General features: G+C 69.3%; 20 protein-coding genes and 1 tRNA gene. 7 read left to right on the forward strand and 14 right to left on the reverse strand.

All coding sequences use genetic code 11. The features are described 5' to 3' along the window. Positions 1 to 81: 81 nt before the first annotated feature. A complete protein-coding gene (locus BLQ73_RS12090) occupies positions 82 to 1,155 on the reverse strand; it encodes a ThiF family adenylyltransferase (RefSeq protein ID WP_245691022.1) in 1,074 nt (357 codons plus the stop codon). 940 nt (positions 1,156 to 2,095) lie between these two features. Between BLQ73_RS12090 and BLQ73_RS12095 the strand changes: the two genes are divergently transcribed. Next, positions 2,096 to 2,608, forward strand: coding sequence for a M48 metallopeptidase family protein (locus BLQ73_RS12095; RefSeq protein WP_093170490.1), 513 nt, complete (start codon positions 2,096 to 2,098; stop codon positions 2,606 to 2,608). A gap of 101 nt (positions 2,609 to 2,709) precedes the next feature. Next, positions 2,710 to 3,354 carry a hypothetical protein gene (locus tag BLQ73_RS12100; protein WP_245691023.1) on the forward strand — a complete coding sequence of 215 codons (645 nt, stop codon included), beginning with the start codon at positions 2,710 to 2,712 and terminating at the stop codon, positions 3,352 to 3,354. A gap of 182 nt (positions 3,355 to 3,536) precedes the next feature. Here the strand turns inward: BLQ73_RS12100 and BLQ73_RS12105 are convergent, their stop codons facing one another. From BLQ73_RS12105 to BLQ73_RS12115, 3 genes are all read right to left on the reverse strand, one after another. Next, positions 3,537 to 4,517: an endonuclease/exonuclease/phosphatase family protein gene (locus BLQ73_RS12105; protein ID WP_093170491.1), complete on the reverse strand. Its 981-nt coding sequence runs from the start codon at positions 4,515 to 4,517 to the stop codon at positions 3,537 to 3,539. A 124-nt stretch (positions 4,518 to 4,641) separates the two neighbouring features. Beyond that, entirely contained in the window at positions 4,642 to 5,205 is a 564-nt protein-coding gene (locus BLQ73_RS12110; RefSeq protein ID WP_245691024.1) for an NUDIX hydrolase, read from the reverse strand. Next, positions 5,202 to 6,485, reverse strand: a complete 1,284-nt coding sequence (locus tag BLQ73_RS12115) for a zinc-dependent metalloprotease (RefSeq protein ID WP_093170492.1) — start codon at positions 6,483 to 6,485, stop codon at positions 5,202 to 5,204. The genes BLQ73_RS12110 and BLQ73_RS12115 overlap by 4 nt, the downstream gene beginning before the upstream one ends. Positions 6,486 to 6,615: 130 nt before the next feature. Between BLQ73_RS12115 and BLQ73_RS12120 the strand changes: the two genes are divergently transcribed. The 5 genes from BLQ73_RS12120 (at position 6,616) to BLQ73_RS12140 (ending at position 12,509) form a co-directional block, all read left to right on the forward strand. After that, the gene (locus BLQ73_RS12120) at positions 6,616 to 7,689 is read left to right on the forward strand and encodes an NAD-dependent epimerase/dehydratase family protein (protein ID WP_093170565.1); all 1,074 of its coding nucleotides are present in this window, start codon (positions 6,616 to 6,618) and stop codon (positions 7,687 to 7,689) included. A 10-nt stretch (positions 7,690 to 7,699) separates the two neighbouring features. Further along, a complete protein-coding gene (locus BLQ73_RS12125) occupies positions 7,700 to 8,125 on the forward strand; it encodes a molybdenum cofactor biosynthesis protein MoaE (protein ID WP_093170493.1) in 426 nt (141 codons plus the stop codon). A 29-nt stretch (positions 8,126 to 8,154) separates the two neighbouring features. Continuing rightward, the gene (locus BLQ73_RS12130; protein ID WP_093170494.1) at positions 8,155 to 9,201 is read left to right on the forward strand and encodes a YlbL family protein; all 1,047 of its coding nucleotides are present in this window, start codon (positions 8,155 to 8,157) and stop codon (positions 9,199 to 9,201) included. Between the two features lie 262 nt (positions 9,202 to 9,463). After that, a complete protein-coding gene (locus tag BLQ73_RS12135; protein ID WP_093170495.1) occupies positions 9,464 to 12,382 on the forward strand; it encodes a UPF0182 family membrane protein in 2,919 nt (972 codons plus the stop codon). Between the two features lie 53 nt (positions 12,383 to 12,435). Then, positions 12,436 to 12,509 (forward strand) — tRNA-Met (locus tag BLQ73_RS12140). Between the two features lie 161 nt (positions 12,510 to 12,670). Here the strand turns inward: BLQ73_RS12140 and BLQ73_RS12145 are convergent. The 10 genes from BLQ73_RS12145 to BLQ73_RS12190 form a co-directional block, all read right to left on the reverse strand. Further along, the gene (locus tag BLQ73_RS12145; RefSeq protein WP_093170496.1) at positions 12,671 to 12,910 is read right to left on the reverse strand and encodes a hypothetical protein; all 240 of its coding nucleotides are present in this window, start codon (positions 12,908 to 12,910) and stop codon (positions 12,671 to 12,673) included. A gap of 168 nt (positions 12,911 to 13,078) precedes the next feature. Further along, on the reverse strand, positions 13,079 to 13,897 hold the full coding sequence (locus tag BLQ73_RS12150; RefSeq protein ID WP_176955390.1) for a DUF1963 domain-containing protein: 819 nt from the start codon (positions 13,895 to 13,897) through the stop codon (positions 13,079 to 13,081). Between the two features lie 249 nt (positions 13,898 to 14,146). Then, positions 14,147 to 15,550, reverse strand: coding sequence for an MDR family MFS transporter (locus BLQ73_RS12155; RefSeq protein WP_093170498.1), 1,404 nt, complete (start codon positions 15,548 to 15,550; stop codon positions 14,147 to 14,149). A 127-nt stretch (positions 15,551 to 15,677) separates the two neighbouring features. Continuing rightward, the gene (locus BLQ73_RS12160; protein WP_093170499.1) at positions 15,678 to 16,463 is read right to left on the reverse strand and encodes an ABC transporter ATP-binding protein; all 786 of its coding nucleotides are present in this window, start codon (positions 16,461 to 16,463) and stop codon (positions 15,678 to 15,680) included. Next, on the reverse strand, positions 16,460 to 17,455 hold the full coding sequence (locus tag BLQ73_RS12165; RefSeq protein WP_093170500.1) for a FecCD family ABC transporter permease: 996 nt from the start codon (positions 17,453 to 17,455) through the stop codon (positions 16,460 to 16,462). Before BLQ73_RS12165 ends, BLQ73_RS12160 begins: the two co-directional genes overlap by 4 nt. Next, complete coding sequence (locus tag BLQ73_RS12170; RefSeq protein WP_245691026.1) at positions 17,452 to 18,447, reverse strand: FecCD family ABC transporter permease; 996 nt, start codon at positions 18,445 to 18,447, stop codon at positions 17,452 to 17,454. Before BLQ73_RS12170 ends, BLQ73_RS12165 begins: the two co-directional genes overlap by 4 nt. Positions 18,448 to 18,473: 26 nt before the next feature. Next, a complete protein-coding gene (locus tag BLQ73_RS12175) occupies positions 18,474 to 19,475 on the reverse strand; it encodes an ABC transporter substrate-binding protein (RefSeq protein ID WP_093170502.1) in 1,002 nt (333 codons plus the stop codon). Between the two features lie 140 nt (positions 19,476 to 19,615). Continuing rightward, complete coding sequence (locus tag BLQ73_RS12180) at positions 19,616 to 20,485, reverse strand: siderophore-interacting protein (protein ID WP_093170503.1); 870 nt, start codon at positions 20,483 to 20,485, stop codon at positions 19,616 to 19,618. A 183-nt stretch (positions 20,486 to 20,668) separates the two neighbouring features. Beyond that, a complete protein-coding gene (locus BLQ73_RS12185; protein WP_093170504.1) occupies positions 20,669 to 20,902 on the reverse strand; it encodes a hypothetical protein in 234 nt (77 codons plus the stop codon). Positions 20,903 to 21,005: 103 nt separating this feature from the next. Continuing rightward, on the reverse strand, positions 21,006 to 21,443 hold the full coding sequence (locus BLQ73_RS12190; RefSeq protein ID WP_093170505.1) for a YbaB/EbfC family nucleoid-associated protein: 438 nt from the start codon (positions 21,441 to 21,443) through the stop codon (positions 21,006 to 21,008). Positions 21,444 to 21,446 lie beyond the last annotated feature (3 nt).

Consider the following 21,446-nt stretch of genomic DNA (forward strand, 5'->3'; position numbering starts at 1 on the left):
CGCTCCCTCCTTTCGCTTCGATCGTATGGGCGCGGAAGGCCCGGGGGAGCTCATTACCAGGGCTCGTCGATGTCACCATTCTTAGCGACTAGCACTGATTTCGGTACACGGGCACTGTGGGTGGCGGTCCCATCTGCGCTGGCCCCAGCGCCAATCAGGCAATACATCAACTGTGCTGTTCGTCACAATCGGCGGCCTCCCGTCGAGAAACGCCAGCGCGTGGCCGGTGGCCTCGGCCGCGACCAGCGTGGAGAGGACCGCGTCGCACGCGATCTCCCCGGGGGGAAAGCCGCCCAGGCGGGCGGCCACGATGGGCCAGGTGGGATCGCGGTCCCGGCGGGTCAGCTCCATGCAGTGTATGCACGCCGTGCGACCGGGCAGCACCAGCGGCCCCACCGAGCCGTAACCCTCATAGGCCGACGTGAGCAGGTGCGGTATCCGCCGTTCAAGCAGGTCGTCCACCAGCAGGGCGTCGAGCGGGGAGACAGGGGCCAGCACCGCCAGGTCGGGAGCCACGGCTCCGTCGCGCAGATGCGCGGCCCGCGCGCCGGACCACGCGTTGACCCCCGGAGCGATCCGGCGGGCGACCGCCACCGCGCCCTCATGCCTGGGCGAGCCGACCTCCGACCAGTCCAGGCCGCCCGGAACCACATCGAGCCGCCGGGCCGCCTGCGGGTCCACCACGCAGATGTTTCCCACCCCGGAGGCGGCGAGGAGAGCGGCGACCTGGGCCCCGACCCGACCCGCGCCGTAGATCCGCACGTGTGCCTCCCTACGCCCGGCGAGCACCGCCATGCCGCCGTCGCGCACCCCGGCGCGGAGCGAGACCGCGTCGAGTTCGGGCCGCAGCCGGTCCCGCTCGGCCAGCGTCAGCGGGCGCAGCGGCTCAGGGCTGGTCGCCGCGTCGTCGAGCAACCCCCGCGCGTCGAGCAGCGCGACCAGCGTCTCCATCTGCTCCTTGCCGAAGCCCTTGGCCTCGGCGTTGTCGAGGACCTGGGCGAGGTTGCGCGTGCCGTCGAGCCTTTCCACCAGCTCCCGCACCTCCGGCACGAGGTCGCTGAGCATGACGGCCCGTCGGGGATGCACCCCGATCTGCAGCGTGCCCGCGTCACGCTGCACCCGCCGCAGGGCCGGTTTGAGGCGCGGTCGGACCAAGCCGCAACCGCCGGCCGAGGCCTCGCCCACATGCTCGCCTCTCCGCGCCCGCTCGGGCCGAGCCCTTCTCCTTTGAGGCATTGCAGCCGTGGCAGAGCCCGTCGTCTTGCGCGGCCGAGCCGGGTCGGGGCGCGGGATGGTGGGGGCGGACGCGTCGAACGGGTCGAACGGGTCGAACGGATCGGTCGCGGTGCCGTCCGCCGCGTCTCCCCGCCGCGCCGGAACAGGGTCCGGAACAGGGTCTGGAACCGGGGATGGAACACGGCGTGGCCGTATCGGCCCTCGGTGTCGGGCGGCTCGTGTTGCCGGGGGAGGGCTCAATGTGACGTGTCGCGGCTCGCCCACCTCCGCGTGTGTGCCCGCGACCGCCTGCGCGGTCGCCTTGGCGGTGTGCCGTGCGGTCGAGGTCTCCTTGAGTCGCGGTCCCATGAGCGTGCTCCCCCCGTGTCGAGCCCGTCGGATCTCATCGAGCGGCCCGGGCCGTGAACGCGGCCCGAGCCCGCGCCGAGGACATGGGCGTGCCCCGGCACCGGCCCCCGCCGGTGTGTGCCGAGTCCCCCCGTCGCAGCGCACGCGTCAGACTGCCACATCCGACGGCCCTCTCTCGCCGCTTCCCCCCGACCTGTGGACAACTTCGGCGCCACCCCCAACCTGTGGATACTGCCCCCGACTTGTGGACGCCGCTCTCCACCTGTGGATAGACACCCCGCGTTTTTCGGCACTTCCCCAATCTCCCGGCAAACGCCCTTCCCCCGCAGATCAACATGACGATCAACATCATTTCAGGGGACCACGGGACCGGCGTTACCTACTGTGAATTTCGGAAATGGCCCGTCCCATACCACTCGGACCTCGCCCCCCAATAGTCGAACCTTGATTGACCAGCGAAAACGGCGCGCACCCCCTGTGGATTTCGCCGAGTCTCGGCTACCGTGCATATGTGCCCCCCGAGACTGTCGAGGTTCGTCGAAGTTCTCGTCGTCGGCGGACCGTCTCCGCATACCGCGACGGCGACAAGACCGTCGTGCTGCTCCCAGCCGGGCTGAGCAGGGTCGACGAGGAGCAGTGGGTGCGTCGCATGCTCGACCGGCTCGCCGCCAAGGAGCAGCGCCGGCGTCCCTCCGACGCGGAGCTGCTTGAGCGGGCCACTGACCTTTCCAACCGCTACCTGGACGGCAGGGCCAAACCGGCCAGCGTGCGCTGGGTGGAGAACCAGCAGCACCGATGGGGGTCCTGCACGCCCGACCACGGGACGATCCGGATTTCCACCCGACTTCGCGGCATGCCCGCATGGGTCGTCGACTATGTGATCATGCATGAGCTCGTGCATTTGATCGTGCCAAGTCATGGTCCACGGTTTTGGGCGTTGGTCGACCACTACCCGCGGGCCGAGCGGGCCAGAGGCTTCCTCGAAGGCTTTTCCATGGCCATGAACTGCCAGATGGAAGAGTGATGTTTTCCCCCGATCATGTCAGCGAAATGGCGGGGAAATAACGGGTGCGACCCGGCTCCGAAAGACGCGTCCACCGCCGCGCCGCGTGACACGATGGGGCCGTGCCCGACCTTGACGCCACCCCCGTGCGCCTCGCAGCCGTCCTCGTGACGGCCGCCGCCGGCGCGGCAGCACCTCCCGGTGTGGATAGACATGATTTCCTCCGGGCCGTCGCGGAGGACACCTACGAGATCGTCGCCGGACTGGAGCTGGTCACTCCCGTTCTCGTCACCTCGGTTCCCGGTCTCGACGACCTGGTGTGGCCCGGCACTCCCGTGATAGGGATCGCGGAATCGTCCGGGCAGAGCGCGGTGCGGACGGCGTTCGAGGCACTCGCGGCCACATGTCCGGATGCCACCCAGGCGGTGGTGATCAGTGCGGACGCGCCCGACCTGCCTCCCCTGCTCATCGGCAAACTGTTCCGGGAACTCGGCCGGGCTCACCTGACGGTGTGCCAGGCCGAGGGGGGAGGGGCGGTGGCCGTGGCGGCCCCCCTGCCCCTGCCCGAGTGGGCGCATCCCGACCTCGACGCACCCGACACGGTGGCCCGCCTGCGCGCGGCGGCGCCGGGGCGGCGCATGGTGGCCACAGGCCCCGGCTGGCACCGCCTGCGCGCCGCCGAGGACGTCTCCAGGCTCGATCCGGGCCTTGAGGGGTGGGAGAACACCCGAGGGCTCCTGTCGGGCCGCACGCTGCGATCAGGGTGACGCGGGGAGACCCAAGGGAGAGCGCCGCCGACGCCGTGAATCGCCGGTCCCGCATCGGGAACGGGCGATGGCCCCGGATCGGGAACAGTGGCCCGGTCCCGGATCGGGAACGGCCCGGCACAGGCGCCGGAGCGCGGAGCGAGACGCGCCGGGACGCGCCGGGACGCGAAACCCGGAGGCCGTCAGGGCACGCGCAGATCGGCGAGGAGAGCGCGGTGGTCCGTCCCCGGCACGTCGTGCACGGACAGGTCCACGACGTTCACCCGGTCGGGCACCAGCACGTGGTCGATGGTGATGAACGGGAACAGCCGGCCGTTGGCCGGCCACGTCCCCGTCAGGCCGTTTCCGACCCGGTCGGCCGCTGAGACGTAGCCGCGGTCCAGCACCCGCCGCATCGCGGCGTGGTCGAGGCTGGCGTTGAAATCTCCCGCGAGCACGCGCACGACGTCGGGCGACGAGCCGGGGAGGGCGTCGAGCCCGGCTTCCCACGCGCTCAACTGCCTGCCCAGGGGCGTGTAGGTGTGCACCGCGACGACCTCGACGGACGAACCGTCGGGGAGTTCCATGGACGCGGCGGGCATGTTATGCCCGATCGGTGTGAACAGGCCGTGGAGCGGCTTCAGCGGATAACGCCCGTAAATCCCGGTGCCCTGGGCGCCCGGCGCGTCCTCCAGCGCGCTGTACGGCAGAAGCCCGCTCAGCCCGGCCGCCTCCAACCTGTCCACCATGCCGGGCGTGAGCTCCTGCGCGCTGAACACATCCGGTTTCATGCGACGGACAAGCCCGACGACCTCTTCCACATCCGCGCTGCCGAACAGCAGGTTCACGCTCAGCACCCGCAGCGGCCTGCCGACGGCGGCCTCCGCGCTCCCGATGGCCCGCGGCAGCACGCTGAAGGCCAGGAGCGTGGAGGTGGCGACCGCGGCGGCGAGAGCCGTACGTGAGCGCACCAGAGCGGCGAGGGCCAGCGGCACCAGCGATGAGGCGGCGATGTACGGAGTGGCGGCCATGAACGGGGTGGCGAAGGAGTGTTCCAGGCCGGCGGCCCGCACCACCGCCCACAGGGCGCAGGGGATGAGCAGCAGCCAGACGAGGCCTCGGAGGACCCGGCGGCTCCGGCGCTTCGGGGTGACGATCTCTCCGCCCACAGCCTGCTCGGTCATGGTGTTCAAACAGATCGCCTCGCTCTTTCACCGGCCCGGCCGTGAAGACGCGCGAGCCTCATCGCGACCATAGCCGGGCCCACGTGGTGGGGCTGTAAAACGTCCAGGTGGCCGGACCGAACGCTCAGGATGTGAGGGATGTGAGCGCGGTCCTCGCCCGGCGTGCCAGCCTGCGTGTCGCCTCGTCACTCGGATCGGGGACGGCGTCGACCGGAAACCACCGTAGATCCAGTGACTCGTCACTGATGACCGCCTCGGCGCCGGGCGGGGCGACCGCACCGAATTCGATGTCGAGGTGGAAACTGTACGGCTGATGGCACCAAACCTTGTGCTTGTCCAGCGCCAGGGGGCCGGGCAGCAGACGCAGCCCCTCGATGCCGGACTCCTCGATCGCCTCGCGCAGCGCGGCCACCGCCAGGGAGGTGTCGCCGCTCTCGCAGTGGCCGCCCATGGGCAGCCACATGCGCGCCTTGGCGTGCAGGGTGAGCAGCACCCGCTCCCCGTCGTGGGAGATGACCGCGGTGGTGGCGGTCAGGTGGCCGGGCGCGCAGTCGCGCCACATCGCGTTGCCGTGCGCGTGCAGGTGGTCGAGGAACTCCTCGCGGAGCGACCCCTCCTCGGGGGTCGGCGCGGCGAAACCGGTCAGCACCTCCACCGCGTCCCGATGGAGGTCCTGGTGCAGTCTCACGTGGTGTCGTCCCCGGAGTCCCCGGAACGTCCAGACCCGCCTGAGTCGCCCGAATCGCCCGGCTTGCCCGGCTCATCCTTAGAGCCGCGCTCCACCGGAGGGATGTCGTCGAGCATCGACAGGTCGAACTCGACACCGCCCCTGACGAACGCCCCCGGGTCGTCGAGATCGCTCGCCGTCGGCATCAGGTCCGGGTGGGACCACACGGCGTCCCGGCCCTCGACGCCGCGCTCGGCGGCCAGCGCCTCCCACAGCGCCGCGGCCTCACGCAGCCGCCTGGGCCGCAACTCCAGCCCGACGAGCGTGGCGAACGTGCGCTCGGCGGGGCCGCCGGTGGCGCGGCGGCGCCGTACGGTCTCGGCGAGAGCGGCCGACGAGGGCAGCTTGCCGGCGGCCGCGGCGTCGACGATGGTGCCGACCCAGCCCTCGACGAGGGCGAGCATGGTCTCCAGGCGGGCGAGGGCCGCCTTCTGACGCTCGGTCTCCTCCGGCTTGAGCAGCGGCCCTCCGGACAGGGCCTCCTGGATCTTCTGCGGGTTGTTGAGGTCGAGCCCGCGCAACTGCTCCTCCAGCCCGGACATGTCGACCGTGATGCCCTTCGCGTATTCCTCGACGGCCCCGAGCAGGTGCGAACGCAGCCACGGCACGTGCTGGAACAGCCGGTGGTGGGCGGCCTCGCGCAGGGCCAGATAGAGCCGGATCTCATCGGCCGGGATCTCCAGCCCGCTGCTGAAGGCGGCCACCCCGCCGGGCAGAAGCGCGGCCGTGCCCGACAGCGGCAGCCCGATGTCGGCGGAGCCGACGACCTCCCTGGCGAGCGAGCCGAGGGCCTGGCCGATCTGGCTGCCGACCATCATGCCGCCCATCTGCTTGAGCATGCCGAGGAGCGGTCCGGCCATCGACTGGGCCTCGGACGGCAGCCCGGCGCTCCCGAGAGACCCGCTCATGGTGTCGACCATGCGCGCCGCGATCGGCTCACATAGCTGCTTCCAGACCGGGATGGTCTTTTCGATCCACTCGGAGCGACTCCACGCCTCGGGCGTCGTGATGCCGCTCGGAAGGGTGGTGACCTCGTTGAGCCAGAGGTCGGCGAGTCTGAGCGCGTCGACGATCTGTCGGCGCTCGCCCTCCATCACACTGGGGTCACCCTCCGCGACCACCGCGTGCCGCGCGATGTTCGTGGCGGTGTCCCAGTTGACGGGCCCCGAGCTGCGCGGCGCCGACAGCATGTCGGCGAACTGCCGCATAGCCGCGGCGATCTGGTCGGGATCGCCGAACATGGCAAAGGGATTGTCGTTGGGGTCGTTTTCGCGACCTGGCAGGTCAGTCACTGCTCTACCTCGTGCAGGATGGAGGAGTCCACATCCGCCACGTTAGCCGCCCTGCGGCGGGTCAGTGCAAAGTGAGGATCTGGTGCCTACCTCGAAACGCCACCGGCCACCGGTCGTAGCCGTCACCGGCGCGGCCTCCGGGCTAGGTGCGGAATTCCTCGCTCGCGTGGCCGCATCCTCGGATTTCCGCAGGGTGGTGGCCATTGACGAGCATCGCGGAGACGTGCAGGGCGTCACGTGGCGGGTCATCGATGTGCGCGATCCGCTCTTGGCGAACCGGATCTCCGACATCGATGTCCTCGTCCACCTGGCCGCGGACTACGCGCTCGACGCCGACCCCACCGAGCGCAGGTCGTACAACCTGCGCGCCGCCCAGACCGTCCTCACCGCCTGCGCCGCCGCTCGGGTGCGCCGGGTCGTGCTGGTGACCAGCGCGATGGTCTACGGCGCCGACCCGGAGAACCCCGTGCCCCTCCCGGAGGACTCCGAGGTGGCCGCCGAACTCGACACCGGCGTGGTCGGCGACCACCTGGAGATCGAGGCGCTGGCGCGGCGCTCGCTGCGCAGCCACCCGGGCCTGGAGGTCACCGTACTGCGGCCCGCCGCCGTGGTGGGGCCCGGCATCGACACCGTGGTCACCCGGCACTTCGAGGCGCCCCGCCTGCTGACGGTCAAGGGATGTTCGCCGCGCTGGCAGTTCTGCCACGTCGACGATCTCGTGAGCGCTCTTGAACTCGCCGCCCTCGGTGTGGTCACCGGCGCCGTCGCCGTCGGCTCGGACGGGTGGCTGGAGCAGGAGCGGGTCGAGGAGATCTCGGACATGCGCAGGTTCGAGCTCCCGGCCGCCATCACCTTCGGCACGGCACAGCGCCTCCACCGCCTCGGCATCACCCCGGCCCCCGCCACCGACCTGCGCTACGTCGTCTACCCGTGGGTGACCGACTGCGTGACCCTGCGCAACGCGGGGTGGAAGCCGGCGTGGAGCAACGAGGCGGCGCTGGAGCTCCTCCTTGAGTTGCGGGCGGGCAAGCACGCCGTGGTGGGCCGCCGCCTGTCCGGCAAGGACGCCACGATCACGGCGGCCGGCGCCACCGTCGCGGTGATCGGCACGGCGGCGATCGTGCGGAGAGCCCGCCGCAAGCGCCGCCTGTAGGCTCCGTGGAGTGGACGTAATACGCCTCCTGGGCATTCGTGACACTCCGCTGTCGGTCGACGAGGTCCTGACCTCGGTCGGCGACCGCGAGGCGGGAGGCACGACCCTGTTCGTCGGCACGGTCCGTGACCACGACCACGGCAGGTCCGTGACCGACCTGTCCTACTCCGCGCACCCGACGGCGGAGCGGGAGTTGCGGCGTGTCGCGGAGAAGGTCGCCGCGGACTTCCCGTTGCGGGCGCTTTCCGCCGTACACCGGGTGGGCGACCTGCGAGTGGGCGACATCGCGGTGATCGTGGCCGTGGCGTCGGCGCACCGCGCGGAGGCGTTCGAGGCGTCCCGCCGGCTGATCGACGACCTCAAGCGCGAGGTTCCGATCTGGAAGCAGCAGGTTTTCGCCGACGGCTCCAGCGAGTGGGTCGGTGCGTGCGAATGACGCCCTCGCACAGCGCATAGGCTTCGTCCATGTCGCGACGAGCGCTGACCTTGATGGTCGCGGGCCTGCTCACTCTGGTGCTCGGTGTCACCGGAGCCATGCTCCCGGTGCCCTATGTCGTGCTGAGTCCCGGCCCCACGGAGAACACGATCGGCAGTGTCAAGGGCAAGCCGGTCATCGAGGTGAAGGGTCGCGATACCTATCCCACGCAAGGCAGTCTCAGCCTGGTCACCGTGGCCTACCAGGGAGGACCCACGTCCAGGATCAGCCTGCTGTCCGCGCTGCGGGGCTGGATCGATCCGACGATCGCGGTCGTGCCTGAGGAGTCCATCTTCCCCCGCAGCAGCACGGCGGAACAGGTCGAGCGGCAGAACTCCATGGAGATGACCAACTCCCAGGACGACGCCACGGCGGCGGCCCTCACCGCGTTGAAGATCCCTTACACGTCGGCCGTGGCCGTCATGAGCGTCGAGAAGGGCAAGCCCGCGGAGGGCGAACTCAAGGTCGGCGACGAGATCACCTCGGTCGACGGCGTCGCCGTCGACAAGGTCACCAAGGTGGCCGCCGCCGTACAGACGCACAAGCCGGGGGCGACCGTGACCTTCGGCATCACGCGTGGCGGCGAATCGCTGACCATCCCGGTGGGCACGGCGGCCGGGGCGGGCGGCAAGGCCATGGTGGGCGTGACCATGCAGGCCGCGTTCAAGTTCCCTTTCAAGGTCGACATCAGCGTCGGCGACGTGGGCGGCCCGAGCGCGGGGCTGATGTTCTCGCTCGGCATCATCGACAAGCTCACCCCCGGCGCGATGACAGGGGGCAAGGCGATCGCGGGCACGGGGACCATCACTCCCGACGGTCACGTCGGTGCGATCGGCGGCATTCCCCAGAAAATGGTCGGCGCACGTAATGAGGGCGCGTCCATCTTCTTGACCCCGGCCGACAACTGCGCCGAAGCGCTCGCCTCCGCTCCGTCCGGCCTCAGACTCGTCAAAGTCTCGACCCTCGATGATGCGATCACGTCGCTCGACGCCTTGCGCACCGGTTCAGGCTCAGTTCCGGCATGTACGGCGAAGTGATTTTCCGCCCTTCCCGTACGGCACCGCGCGCCTACTCACGTGCCCCGGTCACACATCTGTCACATTCACCACATGCGGGCACTTTGATGTCCTCCATCGCGTTAGCCGTACATAACACCGTGCGTGGAGGCTGTGGCGTGCCCGTGGCAGGGCGGTGTGACTCGACCGTCGCCATGCCGGTGTAGGTTGCCAGACACGGATCGTCGCTCTATAAGACAAGGGGTTGGCCTTGAGCTTCCGGAGCCCCGGGGCCGGTAGGGCGATGCGTATGCCTCGCCGGCCACGCTTGCTTCTCCCCGTCGCGATCGCGCTTGTCGCGATTGTGGCTTTCTTGTTTTTGTTCTCTGGTGTTTACACCGATTATCTGTGGTTCGACTCGGTTGATTACACGCCGGTCTTCTCCGGGATGCTCTGGACCCAGACGCTGCTCTTCGTTCTGGGTGCGGTGCTGATGATCGCGATCGTCGGCGGCAACATGCTGCTGGCGTACCGCACCCGTCCGATGTTCGGTCCGGCGATGTTCGGCGGAGCCAGCGGTGCCGACCGCTACCGCATGGCCCTCGACCCCCACCGGAAGCTGATCTTCTGGGTGGGCATGGCCCTGCTGGCGCTCTTCGCCGGCTCGTCCACCTCGGCGCAGTGGAAGACCTGGCTCCTGTTCATCAACGGCCAGCCGTTCGGGAAGACCGATCCCGAGTTCGGGATGGACATCTCCTTCTTCATGTTCACCTATCCGTTCCTCCGGATGGTGCTGAACTTCCTCTTCACCGCAGTGATCATCACGGCCGTCCTCGCGGCGATCACGCACTACCTCTACGGCGGGTTCCGGCTCCAGTCCCCGGGCGTCCACGCCTCGCGCGCCGCCCGCGTGCACCTCTCAGTGCTGCTGGGTGTCTTCGTGCTGCTGAAGGCCGTCGCATACTGGGTGGACCGCTTCGGGCTGGTCTTCTCGACCCGCGGCAAGGTGTTCGGCGCGTCCTACACCGACATCAACGCGGTGCTCCCGGCCAAGACCATCCTCGCGATCATCGCCTTGATCTGCGCCCTGCTGTTCTTCGCCGGCATCGTGCGCTCCGGCGGCATGCTCCCCGGCGTGGCCTTCGGCCTGCTCGTCCTCTCGGCCATCCTCATCGGCGGCGTCTACCCCGCCCTGGTCGAGCAGTTCCAGGTCAAGCCCAACCAGCAGAGCCGCGAGCGGGAGTCCATCCAGCGCAACATCGCCGCGACGAGAGACGCCTACAACCTCACCGATACCAAGGTCACCGACTACAGCGCCAAGACCGAGGCCACCGGCGCCGAGCAGCAGACCGAGGCCAACACCATCCCCGGTGTCCGCCTTCTCGACCCGAGCCTCATGTCGCCGACGTTCCAGCAGCTCCAGCAGATCAGGGGCTACTACAAGTTCCCCGAGCAGCTCGACATCGACCGCTACAAGGGTGAGGACGGCGTGAGCCGCGACACCATCGTCGCGACCCGCGAGATCGGAACGCCGCCCGAAGGGCAGCAGAACTGGATCAACAACCACCTCGTCTACACCCACGGGTTCGGCTTCGTCGCCGCTCCCGGCAACGGCACCGACGCCAACGGCCGCCCCGACTTCGTCGAGCGCGACATCCCGCCGGCCGGCGGCCTCGGCACATTCGAGCCCCGCATCTACTTCGGGGAGAACTCGCCGGAATACTCCATCGTCGGAGCACAGCCCAACGGGCCGAAGATCGAGCTCGACTACCCCGACGACCGGGCGCCGAACGGGCAGGTCAACTACACCTACGCCGGCAAGGGCGGCGTGCCGATCGGCAACTTCTTCACCCGCATGCTCTACGCCGTCAAGTACGGCGAGCCCAACCTGATCCTGTCCTCCGACGTCAACTCGGCCTCGCGGATCATGTACCTCAGGGAGCCCCTGAAGCGGGTGGGGCAGGTCGCCCCCTTCCTGACCCTTGACCAGGACCCCTACCCGGCCGTCGCCAACGGGCGCATCGTGTGGATCGTGGACGGCTACACCACGTCCGACTCCTACCCGTACGCCGAGCGGCGCAGCCTCCGCAGCTTGATCAACGACTCGATCAGCGAGCGGCTCCGGCAGCCCCTCCCGCGCGACGACGTCAACTACATGCGCAACTCGGTCAAGGCGACCGTCGACGCCTACGACGGCACCGTCACCCTGTACGCGTGGGATGAGAACGACCCGGTCCTCAAGACCTGGACCAAGGCGTTCGGCGGCATCGTCAAGCCGAGGTCCGAGCTGGACAAGACCGAGATCCGCCAGCACGTGCGCTACCCCGAGGACATGTTCAAGGTCCAGCGGGAGATGCTCGCGCAATACCACGTGACCGACGCCGACGCCTTCTACGGCGGCCAGGACTTCTGGAAGGTCCCCGCCGATCCGGCGACCGGCAAGAGCAAGCAGCCGCCGTACTACCTGACCATGAAGATGCCCGGCGAAGCCGAGCCGCGCTTCTCGCTGACCAGCACCTTCGTGCCGAACCAGCGGCAGAACATGGCGGCCTTCATGGCGGTCGACGCCACCGGCGACCCCAACGCCAAACTGCAGGTGCTCCAACTACCGAGCACCACGGCCATCCAAGGGCCCGAACAGGCGCAGAACACCTTCGACTCCGATCCACGGGTGTCGACGGAACTCAACCTGCTACGCGGCACCGGCGGAGCCACCGAGGTCCTCAACGGCAACCTGCTGACCCTGCCGTTCGCCGGCGGCCTCCTCTACGTGGAGCCCGTCTACGTCCAGCCCAAGGCGGCCACCTCGGCCCGCTACCCGACCCTGCAGCGGGTGCTCGTCCTGTTCGGTGACAAGGTCGGCTTCGGCCCCAGCCTCAAGGACGCGCTCAACCAGGTCTTCGGCGAATCCGGCGGCGAAGCCAAACCGCCGTCCCAGGAGCAGAAGCCCGGCGAAGCCGAGCAGTCCAAGCCCACCGGCCCGCTCGCCAAGGCGATCGACGACGCCCAGAAGGCCTACGCCGACTCCGAGAAGGCCCTGTCGGCCGACCCGCCCGACTGGGCGGGGTACGGCGAAGCCCAGAAGCGCCTCCAGGACTCCCTGAACAAGCTCCAGAGCGAGTCCAAGGCCTCACCGGCCGCCTCACCCTCGCCGCCCGCCACCCCGACGCCGACTCCCAGCCCATCGGCCACACCAACCCCGAGCCCAACCGGAGGCCCATAGCCAACTGATTTGCCTCCACCCCTGATCGCGGATAGTCTTTCCAAGCACGACGACGCGGGGTGGAGCAGTTCGGTAGCTCGCTGGGCTCATAACCCAGAGGTCGCAGGTTCAAATCCTGCCCCCGCTACTAAATTGAGGGCCCGGTTTCCGGAGACGGAAGCCGGGCCCTCAATCATGTGGAGGCAGGCCTGCCGGAGCGGCGAGGGCGGCTGCGGCGATAGCGCTGGGCGGCGGGGCATTCCCGATCACCTTCCGAACTCCAGGGGAGCACTGTTCAGTTCAGGAACATCACCGATGACGCACCGACATGTGGCGGATCGGAGCCTCCAAAGCGACTTTCTCGCAGACCTCCAGCAGCCGCGGGTGCTGGGTCAGCCTGACATACCCCTGCGGAGGATGGAAGGAACCCAGTCCATCTCGCAGCCGGGCGATCGGCGCCCCCGGGTATTCGGTGACGTGAAGGATCGGGATGGCGAAAACCTGCTCCAGGTTCTGCACGTAGGCCAGGACGCTCGCGCCGTTCCCCACCCGGGCGCGTTCGGCGATCAGCGCGATCTGCTCGGGACCGTTGACCCACTTTGACAGTGCCGCGTCGGCGCTGCTCGGCGGGCACGGCCTACCGGTGGCGCAAGGCGGCTCCCGCCCGGCTGGAGCGCCTGCGGAGCGATGCGGCGCTGGCGTCGGCGGCGGGTTCTTTTATGGATTCCAGAAGCATGTGACACATACCCGGTCGAAACGCCGGGCGACCAGATCCTGCCTTCGGATCACCCAGTGAAGGAAAAGGCCTTCCCTGCCCTTGATATCGGGTATCCAGTCGGCCAGTAGCACCCAGTCCCCGAGGTTGCCGGTCTCGCCCGCTTGTATCGCAGCCGACTCCACGGGGTTCACGTCCATGCTTTCCTCGTTGGCGTGCCCACCTACCTGCACCCAGCCGTCATGGGGAGAGCCACCGCCGTCCACATTCCACACCGTCGCGTTGATTTCGCTCCCGTAGGGTTCCCAGGGAAGGTCCTCGCCCTGCCAACCATGGGCTGTGGCCTTGGTCCTGAAGCCGTGCAACGGCAGGGACACATCGGTGGTCAGGCGTAGTACACCCTGCGGGAATGCCTCGACTATCTCCCGGTAATCCGGGGCCTCACCGTAGAAGCTGGGGATTTTCGCCCGTTCCTCGACGGCCGCCCCCTCGGGAACGTACATCACTTCTCCGTAAGCGTCCGGGTCGGGGAACGCGAACAGCAGCAGACGACCGTCGGTCGGCAGCGGGAGTCCCGTCACCTCTTCGGGCAGGTCTGCGCAATTGAGCGAGGCGACGAGGGGATATTCGGGGTCCGGGGCGTCGGGGGGAAGGAGCAGGGGGCCACCGTAGCGGCCCACGACGGGTCCGTCCCCGTCCGTCGTCAGGGTCGCGCATGGGAGGGCGGCGTCTGTCCACTGTTCCACAACCGCGGAGGGGACATTCTGCCTCAGCATCTCCGCACGGTATTGGGCAAGCTTGTCCAACATTTCCGGCGTCATGCGGGAACCATAGTGGTTCCGTCCCCGCCATATACGCGGTGCGCAAACACGGCAATCGTCGACTTCCTGGCCGAAGCAGCACACGCCCGGATCAGCGCGATCTGCTCGGGACGGTCGATTGCAGCAGGCCGCAGGTCGATGACGGCGGTCAGCCGCGAAAGCGGCGCGTTCAGGTAGACGAACCATGTCCTCCCTTGGCATCGGTCGGGACATCGGACCTTGGCATCGGTCGGGACATCGGACCGTGCGTCATGGGCTCTTGGGGGCGCGGGCCCGGGGCAGTCTGGTGGCTCCGGCGGCGGCCAGCAGGCCGAGAGCGACCACCCACCAGAAGGTGTTGGCGTACGCCTCGGCGACGTCCCGGTGTTGGGAGGCCAGCTGGTCTTGCAGGACCACGGCGAGGGTGGCGGTGCCGACGGAGCCGCCGACGGTGTTGAGCAGGTTGAGCGCTCCGGAGGCGCGGGGGAGATGTTGGGGCTCGACGCGGCTGTAGACGATGTTCATGACGGGAGCGCCGATCATGGCCATTCCGAAGCCGCGTACCGCGAGCGCCGAGGCCATGGCGATGTCGGGCAGGCCGTGGTCGAGCTGGGTGAAGGGGACTGTGCCGACGAGTATCAGCGCGATGCCGGTGACCACGAGGGTTCTCGGGGCGACGGCGTCGATGGTGCGGTTGACCAGCACTGATCCCGCTACGGCGCCGATTCCTTGGGGAGCCAGCAGCAGCCCTGCCTGGAATGCCGACAGTCCTTGGCCGGTCTGGAAATACAGTGGCAGCAGGAATGTCGTGCCGAATACGGAGGCGCCTAGGACGACAAGCGCGAGGGCGGCTGCGCCCAAGGGCGGCCGGGTGAAGAGCCGGGGATCGAGCAGGGGTGTGCGGCGGGTCCGCAGCCCGTGGACGATGAAGCCGGCCAGCATCGCCAGGCCCGCGGACACTCCCAGCGCAGCGGGGAGGGCGCGACCGGCGGCGACTTCGGTCAGGCCGAGCACCAGGACGGCCAGGCCGGGGGAGAGCAGCGCGGCTCCCCGCACGTCGAACGCGGTCTGCTTCGACGACGGCGGCACCGCCGGTACATACCGGCGGGCGAGCAGCACCGCGACCACCCCGATCGGTAGGTTGACCAGGAACAGCCACTGCCAGGACACCGCACCGAGGAGCGCGCCGCCGACCAGGGGCCCGAGCACGGGCGACAGCATGGGGACGACGGCGACGATGCTGATCACTCGTCCGGTGCGGGCGGGGCCCGCGATGCGGGCCAGCAGCGCCTGCCCGGTCGGCGGCAGCAGGCCGCCGCCGAGGCCCTGGACGACGCGGAAGACGATCAGGCTGGCCGCCGACCAGGCCAGCGCGCACAGCGCCGAGCCGAGTAGGAACACCGCTACGGCGGCCAGCCAGACCCGCCGCCCGCCGAAACGGTCGGCCAGCCAGCCCGACGCGGGCACGGCCGTGACGACGGCCAGCAGATAGGCGGTGCTGACCCACTGGATCTCGCTGACGGAGGCGCCGAACTCGTCCGCCAAGGTGTGAATGGCGACGCTGACGATCGTGGCGTCCACCGTGGCCATGAATGTGCCGAGCACCAGGATGAACGCGATGCGCGGCAGCCCTCTGTCGACCTGGTCGCCCGCCGTCGCGGTGTTCTTGCTCATCGGTGCTCCATGGGGGGTTGTCGAGCTGGTCGCCCAGGGACGTGGAGCGGGTCGAGCAGCTTCTTATGCCCGGTCGGGCGTCGGTCAGAGAGAGCGGTTCTTCCGAGGGGCGCGGGGAATGCCCGGCTCACTCTTCTTCGAGCGTGGGGACGACCATCGGGGTGCCGGTCACCGGGTCGGGAACGATGACGCTCGGCAGGTCGAACACGTCCTTGATCAGGGTGGCGTCCACGATGTCCGAGGGGTTGCCCTCCGCGACGACCCGGCCGTCCCGCATGGCGACCAGGTGGTCGGCGAAGCGGCATGCCTGGTTGATGTCGTGCAGGACGGTGATGACCGTACGGCCCTCGCCCCGCAACCTGGCCAGCAGACCGAGCAGTTGATATTGGTGGGTGATGTCCAGGAAGGACGTCGGCTCGTCGAGCAGGAGGTACGGCGTCTCCTGGGCGAGCACCATGGCGATCCACACCCGCTGCCGCTGGCCGCCGGAAAGCTCCCGGACCAGTCGGTCGGCCAGGTCGGTGACGCCGGCGGCGGTCATCGCCTTGTCGACGGCTTCCTTGTCCTGGGGTGACCGTACCGCCAGGAGCGACTGGTGGGGGAAGCGTCCCCTGGCCACCAGTTGCCGGACCTTGATGTCCTCTGGGGGCAGCGGGTCTTGAGGCAGGAAGCCGAGCCGCCGGGCCAGCGCTTTGGACGGGTAGCCGCCGACCTCGCGCCCGTCGAGTTCGACCTGCCCCGCGTCGGGGCGCAGCAACCGGACGAACGCGCGGAGCAGGGTGGACTTCCCGCACGCGTTGGGGCCCACGATGGCGGTGAACGCGCCGTCGGGGATGCCCAGGTTCAGCCGGGTGGACACTACGCGGTCCCCGTAGCGCAAGGTGACCCCCTGCGCGGTCAGGCTTGTGGTCATGCCCGCCTCACCTCCTTGGTCAACTGCCAGATCAGATAGCAACCGCCGATCGCGGTGCTCACCACGCCGACCGGCAGCGCGACCGGCGCGAGCAGCGCCTGGGCGAGTAGGTCGGCACCTTGCAGCAGGACCGCCCCGGTCAACGCGGCCGGGAGCAGGGGAGTCCCGGCCGCGCCCACGAGTCTGCGCCCGATCTGCGGGGCGGCCAGCGCGATGAACGCGATGGGCCCGGTCACCGAGGTCACCGCGGCCGTGCACCCGACGCCGATCAGCACCATCAGCAGACGCAGTCGGCCCAGCGTGACGCCTGTGGTCACGGCGAGCGAGTCGCCGAGCGAGGCCTGATGCATGGCGCGGGCCTGCGAGGTCATCAGCGCCAGCAGTACGAAGATCACCGCGAACGGAATCCACAGGTCGGCCCAGTCCACGCCGTTGAGCGAGCCGGCGCTCCAGCCCACCGCGGCGATGGCGACCTCAAGTTCGGCACGGAGCACGATCCACGAGTTGATCGCGGTCACCATCGCGTTGACCGCGATGCCGATCACCACGAGCCGCAGACCGGAGAACGCCCCGCCGGACGAGAGCAGATAGACCACTGCCGAGACGAGCAGCCCGCCGAGCACTGAGGCGGTGGCCAGCTGCGCGGACGTGCCCGACAGCACGGTGAGGGCGAACAGGACTCCGGTGTAGGCGCCCGCGTCGAGGCCGATCACGTCCGGGCTTCCGAGCGGGTTGCGCGTCAGGTTCTGGAAGATCGCGCCGGCCACGCCGAGCGCGGCTCCGAAGACCAGCCCGGCCACCACCCGCGGCAGCCGCCATTCGAGGATCACCACGGAGTGCTCCGCCCCCGTCAGCACGGCCAGGACCTTGCCGGGGGAGGACCAGGACGCGCCGTAGCACAGTCCGAGCAGGCCTAGACCCAGTATCAGGGCGACGAACGCCGCCGAGATCACGGTGGCGCGGTGTGCCGCTCGCGGTTTGAGCGCGGTCACCGCGTTCCCGCCCCGTACTGGCGGACGGCCCAGATCAGCATGGGCCCCCCAAGGAACGCGGTCACGATGGCCACGGGCACCTCACCGGTGGGCAGCAGGACGCGTGACCCGATGTCGGCGACCAGCAGCAGGACCGGGCCCAGCACCATCGAGTAGAGCGTCAGCCACGGCACGGATCCCGCCGCGGGCCTGCGGACGAGGTGCGGCACGATCAGCCCGACGAACAGGATCGGCCCGGCCACCGCCGTGGCCGCCCCGCTGAGCACCGTGATCAGTATCACCGTGGCGGTCCGGGTGCGGGCCACGCCCGCTCCCAGCGTCTGCGCCACGCTCTCGCCCAGTTCCAGGGCGTTGAGCGGCCTGCTCAGCAGCAGAGCGCCGAGCAGGGACACCCCGATCGCGGCCAGCGGCAGCGCCAGTGGCTCCTGCTCCCGACCGGCCAGCGTCCCGACCGACCAGAACCGGTAGGTGTCGAAGGCGTCGGGGAGCATCATCCGCAGGCCCAGCGCGATACCGCCCAGCACCGCGGTCAGAACCATGCCGGTGAGCACCAGGCGCAGGGGCGACTGCCGCCCGACGGCCATCACCAGCAGCGCGGCGGCGACCGAGCCGATGATGGCGAAGACCAGTTGGCCCGCCTGCCCGCCGGCCAGGCCGAGCGCCGAGCCGATGGTGATGGCGAACCCCGCGCCCGCGGTGACCCCGAGGACGCCGGGCTCGGCCAGCGGGTTGCGCCCCAGTATCTGGATCAGCGCGCCCGCCACCGCCAGCGCGGCGCCCACCGCCACGGCCAGCAGCGCGCGCGGCGCACGGACGTCCCATACGATCACGTGATCGTCTGTCCCTTGATAGTCGAACAGGGCACGCACGACCTCGGCAGGTGGGACCGAGTGGGCGCCGATGCCGATGCTGAGTACGGCGACGGCGCCCAGCAGCACCAGTCCGCCGAGGAGCAGTCCGGCCCTCGGCACCTGCCGCCTGGTTTTCGCCACCGGTAAGGAGCGGTCTGCGGCGGACACTAGCTCAGCAGGCGCGCGAACGATTTGTCGATCGCGTCGAGGGTCTTCGGGGCGTCACCGTAGGTCGCGGCCTCGGTGTAGGTGATCGGGAAGGTCATTCCCTTCTTGACCGCGGGCAGGTTCTTCCAGAGTTTGGACTCCATCACGTACCGCACCGACGGCGGGACGCTGCCGTCGGCGTTGACCGAGTAGGTGATGGCATCGGCTTCACCGAGAGAGTCCGGGAGTTCCTCGATGGACGGGTATTCGCTGACCGACTGGGAACCGGGGCCAGGCTTTTTGACTTTGCCGTAATACGTGGCGCCGACGTCCTGGGCGATGCTGGTGCCCCACGAGCCGCCGAACTCGCGCTGGAAGGTGCCTTTGGAGGTGTCGCCGTACGAGCCGACGTGCCCCAGTTTCAGCTGCGGCAGCACGCCCTGGTACTTCTTCTTCAGCTCCGCGGCCTTGGCCTCGTACTCGGCTTTGACGGTGTCGTAGTTCGCGAGCACGCCGGCGGCGTCGGCGTGTTTGCGGGACACGTCGCGCCACTGCCCCGGCACGGTCGGGCCGACCGCCACGACCGGGGCGATGGACTCCAGCCGTTTCACGTCGATGTCGCCGAGTACAGGGGTCGGTACACCGAGGATGATGAGGTCCGGCTCGGCTTCGGCGATGGCCTCGTAGTTGGTCTCGGTCGCGGCCTCACCCGCGACCTTGGTCAGCTTCTTGTAGGTGGCCAGGTTCTCGTCGCTCATCATGGGCTCGCCGCGCTGCCACGAGGAGATCCCGACGAGCGGCGCCCGGGCCTGGAGCAGGGCGGGAACGGCGTAGCCGGTGGCCACCACGCGCTGCGGTCGGGCGGGGATGGTGACGTTGCCGTTGTCCGCGGCGAATACACGGGTCTCGCTCTTCTTGTCGGACGTTTCCGTCGCACCGCTGCCGGACGACGACCCGCACGCGCCGAGGGCCAGTACCAGGGGCAGGGCGGCGAACAGACCCATTGATCTGCGTGCGAACATGCGCAACTCCTTTTGAACCATGCGTTTTAAACCGTGCGGGGCGACCCGCGTGATGAGATGTCGTGAGGGGTACCGGCGCGAGACGCTGCCGCGTCGGTGTTCGTGTCCGGCCGGGGTGGGCCGGCTGCGCCGACGACCCGTCAGTGGTCGTGGTCGTGGTCGTGCTCGTCGTCGAAGTCGGCGATGCCGCGCTTCCAGTAGCCGGTGATGTCGTGGTCGGCCTTCTCCAGCCGCAACTCGTCACGGACCCATCGCCGCAGCGGCTTGATCTGGCCCGCCTCGCCCGCGATCCACGCGTACAGCCGCTCGCCCTCGGGTACGGTCACCGCGGTCACGGCCTCCGCCAGCGCGTAGCCGGTTCCCGCGGGGCGGTCACCGCGGTGCAGCCAGTGCACTTCGACGCCTTCGGGCGCGGACAGTGCGGTCTCCTCGGCGACGCCGGCGACTTCGATGAACGCCCAGCCCTTCGCGTCGCGCGGCAACTCCTCCAGCGAGCGCGCGATCGCGGGCAGCGCCGTGATGTCGCCCACGAACAGGTAGCGGTCGTAGGAGTAGGGGACGATCAGCCCGCCGGGCGGTCCCGCGACATGGACGACGGAGCCCGGCTGCACGTCCAGTGCCCAGTCCGACGCCAGGCCACCTTTGTGCGGCGCGATGTCGATGTCGATCTCACCCGTCACCGGGTCGTAGCGGCGCACGGTGTACTCCCGCGAGGTGGGGTACGGGCGCGGCCAGCGCAACAGGTTGCCGTTCGGTTCCGGAAGGCGCAACGAGCCGTCCGGATCGGGGAAGAGCAGCTTCACGTGCTCGGTCGGCGAGTGTGACTCGAACCCCTCGGTGCCCGGCCCGCCCAGGGTCACCCGCAGCAGGCCGGCGCCCTCCATGGCGGTGCGTACGACCCGCGTCTCACGGATGCGGATCGGGTATTGCACCTTTTCCGGGCGGCGGCCCGCCCGTACCTCTTCGATCCGCTCCAGGTGCCGGCGGTTGGTCGGCAGTGCCTCGCTCATCGGCTGGCCCCTGGGGTCGTCCGCGCCGCCCGCAAGCCTTCGGCGGTGCGCTCGCCGACCGGTGCGGTGGCCACTGCGGCACCGATTCCGCCTGCGTTTCCGGTAATGAGCGCGACCGCCCCCGCAGCTGCTTTATCCCTCACAAGCATGCCCGTCCTCTCGGCCAAGTGAGGTAAGGCTAACTTAAGTTAACAGTTCCCGACATATCGGGTTCGCAGCGGTCTGCTGGGCGCCGCGGCCAGGCGAAGCCGCGGCGCCCGGCGGCAGGGCGACGATACGGGCGATCTCATCGGCGCCGATCTGCGGGTCGACCGGCTCTCCGCTGGGGAACAAGCCGACGGTGTCGGCGCCGCTGCTGTCCAGGAAGACGAAGGAGCCGCGGCGTTCGCTCATCCAGGAGTGAGCCCCGCTCCGCATCGCGGATCTATCGGGTTCGAAGGGCGTTCGCGGAGGAATCCGACCTGGGCTGGAGGGGAAACCGCGATCCCCTCGGCCCCGGAGCGGATCAACGCCGCCGGGGTCACCGGGGCGGGTGGGTGAGGCCGCGCAGCATGTCGGCGAGGGCCGTGGCGTCGTGCGCGGTCGTCTCGAAGACGCGTTCAGCCTGCTTGGCCATCTTTTCGACCGCGGCGGCGTCGTCCAGGATCGATCCGCGCATCGCGCCGGTGATGTGCTCGTCGAGCCGGGCGGCGTACTGCTGTCTCGCGCTGTTGACCAGGTCGGTGATCACCCGGGTCAGGTCGGCGGAGGCCATCCGCATCGCGCGCGGGGCGATCCGCAGATCGTGCACACCGGCGTGTTCCGAGTAGCGCACGCTGATCAGCCCGTCGGCCGACTCGGCGTAGCCGTACAGTTCCTCCGCCTCCTTGCGGAGCTTCGCCATCGAGGCGAAGAACCGTTCCGTGTCGCCGGCCATTTTGTCGGGGTCGAACCCGAAGATGTCGTGTGCTGCTGTCATGAG

The sequence above is a fragment of the Sinosporangium album genome (assembly GCF_900100605.1).
GTDB classification, from domain to species: Bacteria; Actinomycetota; Actinomycetes; order Streptosporangiales; family Streptosporangiaceae; genus Sinosporangium; species Sinosporangium album.

Coding starts and splice junctions, on each gene's coding strand:
- BLQ73_RS12105 (WP_093170491.1), bottom strand. CDS start 4,517: ATGACCGAGCAGGCTGTGGGCGGAGAGATCGTCACCCCGAAGCGCCGG.
- BLQ73_RS12115 (WP_093170492.1), bottom strand. CDS start 6,485: ATGTTCGGCGATCCCGACCAGATCGCCGCGGCTATGCGGCAGTTCGCC.
- BLQ73_RS12130 (WP_093170494.1), top strand. CDS start 8,155: ATGTCGCGACGAGCGCTGACCTTGATGGTCGCGGGCCTGCTCACTCTG.
- BLQ73_RS12135 (WP_093170495.1), top strand. CDS start 9,464: ATGCGTATGCCTCGCCGGCCACGCTTGCTTCTCCCCGTCGCGATCGCG.
- BLQ73_RS12150 (WP_176955390.1), bottom strand. CDS start 13,897: ATGACGCCGGAAATGTTGGACAAGCTTGCCCAATACCGTGCGGAGATG.
- BLQ73_RS12155 (WP_093170498.1), bottom strand. CDS start 15,550: ATGAGCAAGAACACCGCGACGGCGGGCGACCAGGTCGACAGAGGGCTG.
- BLQ73_RS12160 (WP_093170499.1), bottom strand. CDS start 16,463: ATGACCACAAGCCTGACCGCGCAGGGGGTCACCTTGCGCTACGGGGAC.
- BLQ73_RS12175 (WP_093170502.1), bottom strand. CDS start 19,475: ATGTTCGCACGCAGATCAATGGGTCTGTTCGCCGCCCTGCCCCTGGTA.
- BLQ73_RS12180 (WP_093170503.1), bottom strand. CDS start 20,485: ATGAGCGAGGCACTGCCGACCAACCGCCGGCACCTGGAGCGGATCGAA.
- BLQ73_RS12185 (WP_093170504.1), bottom strand. CDS start 20,902: ATGCGGAGCGGGGCTCACTCCTGGATGAGCGAACGCCGCGGCTCCTTC.
- BLQ73_RS12190 (WP_093170505.1), bottom strand. CDS start 21,443: ATGACAGCAGCACACGACATCTTCGGGTTCGACCCCGACAAAATGGCC.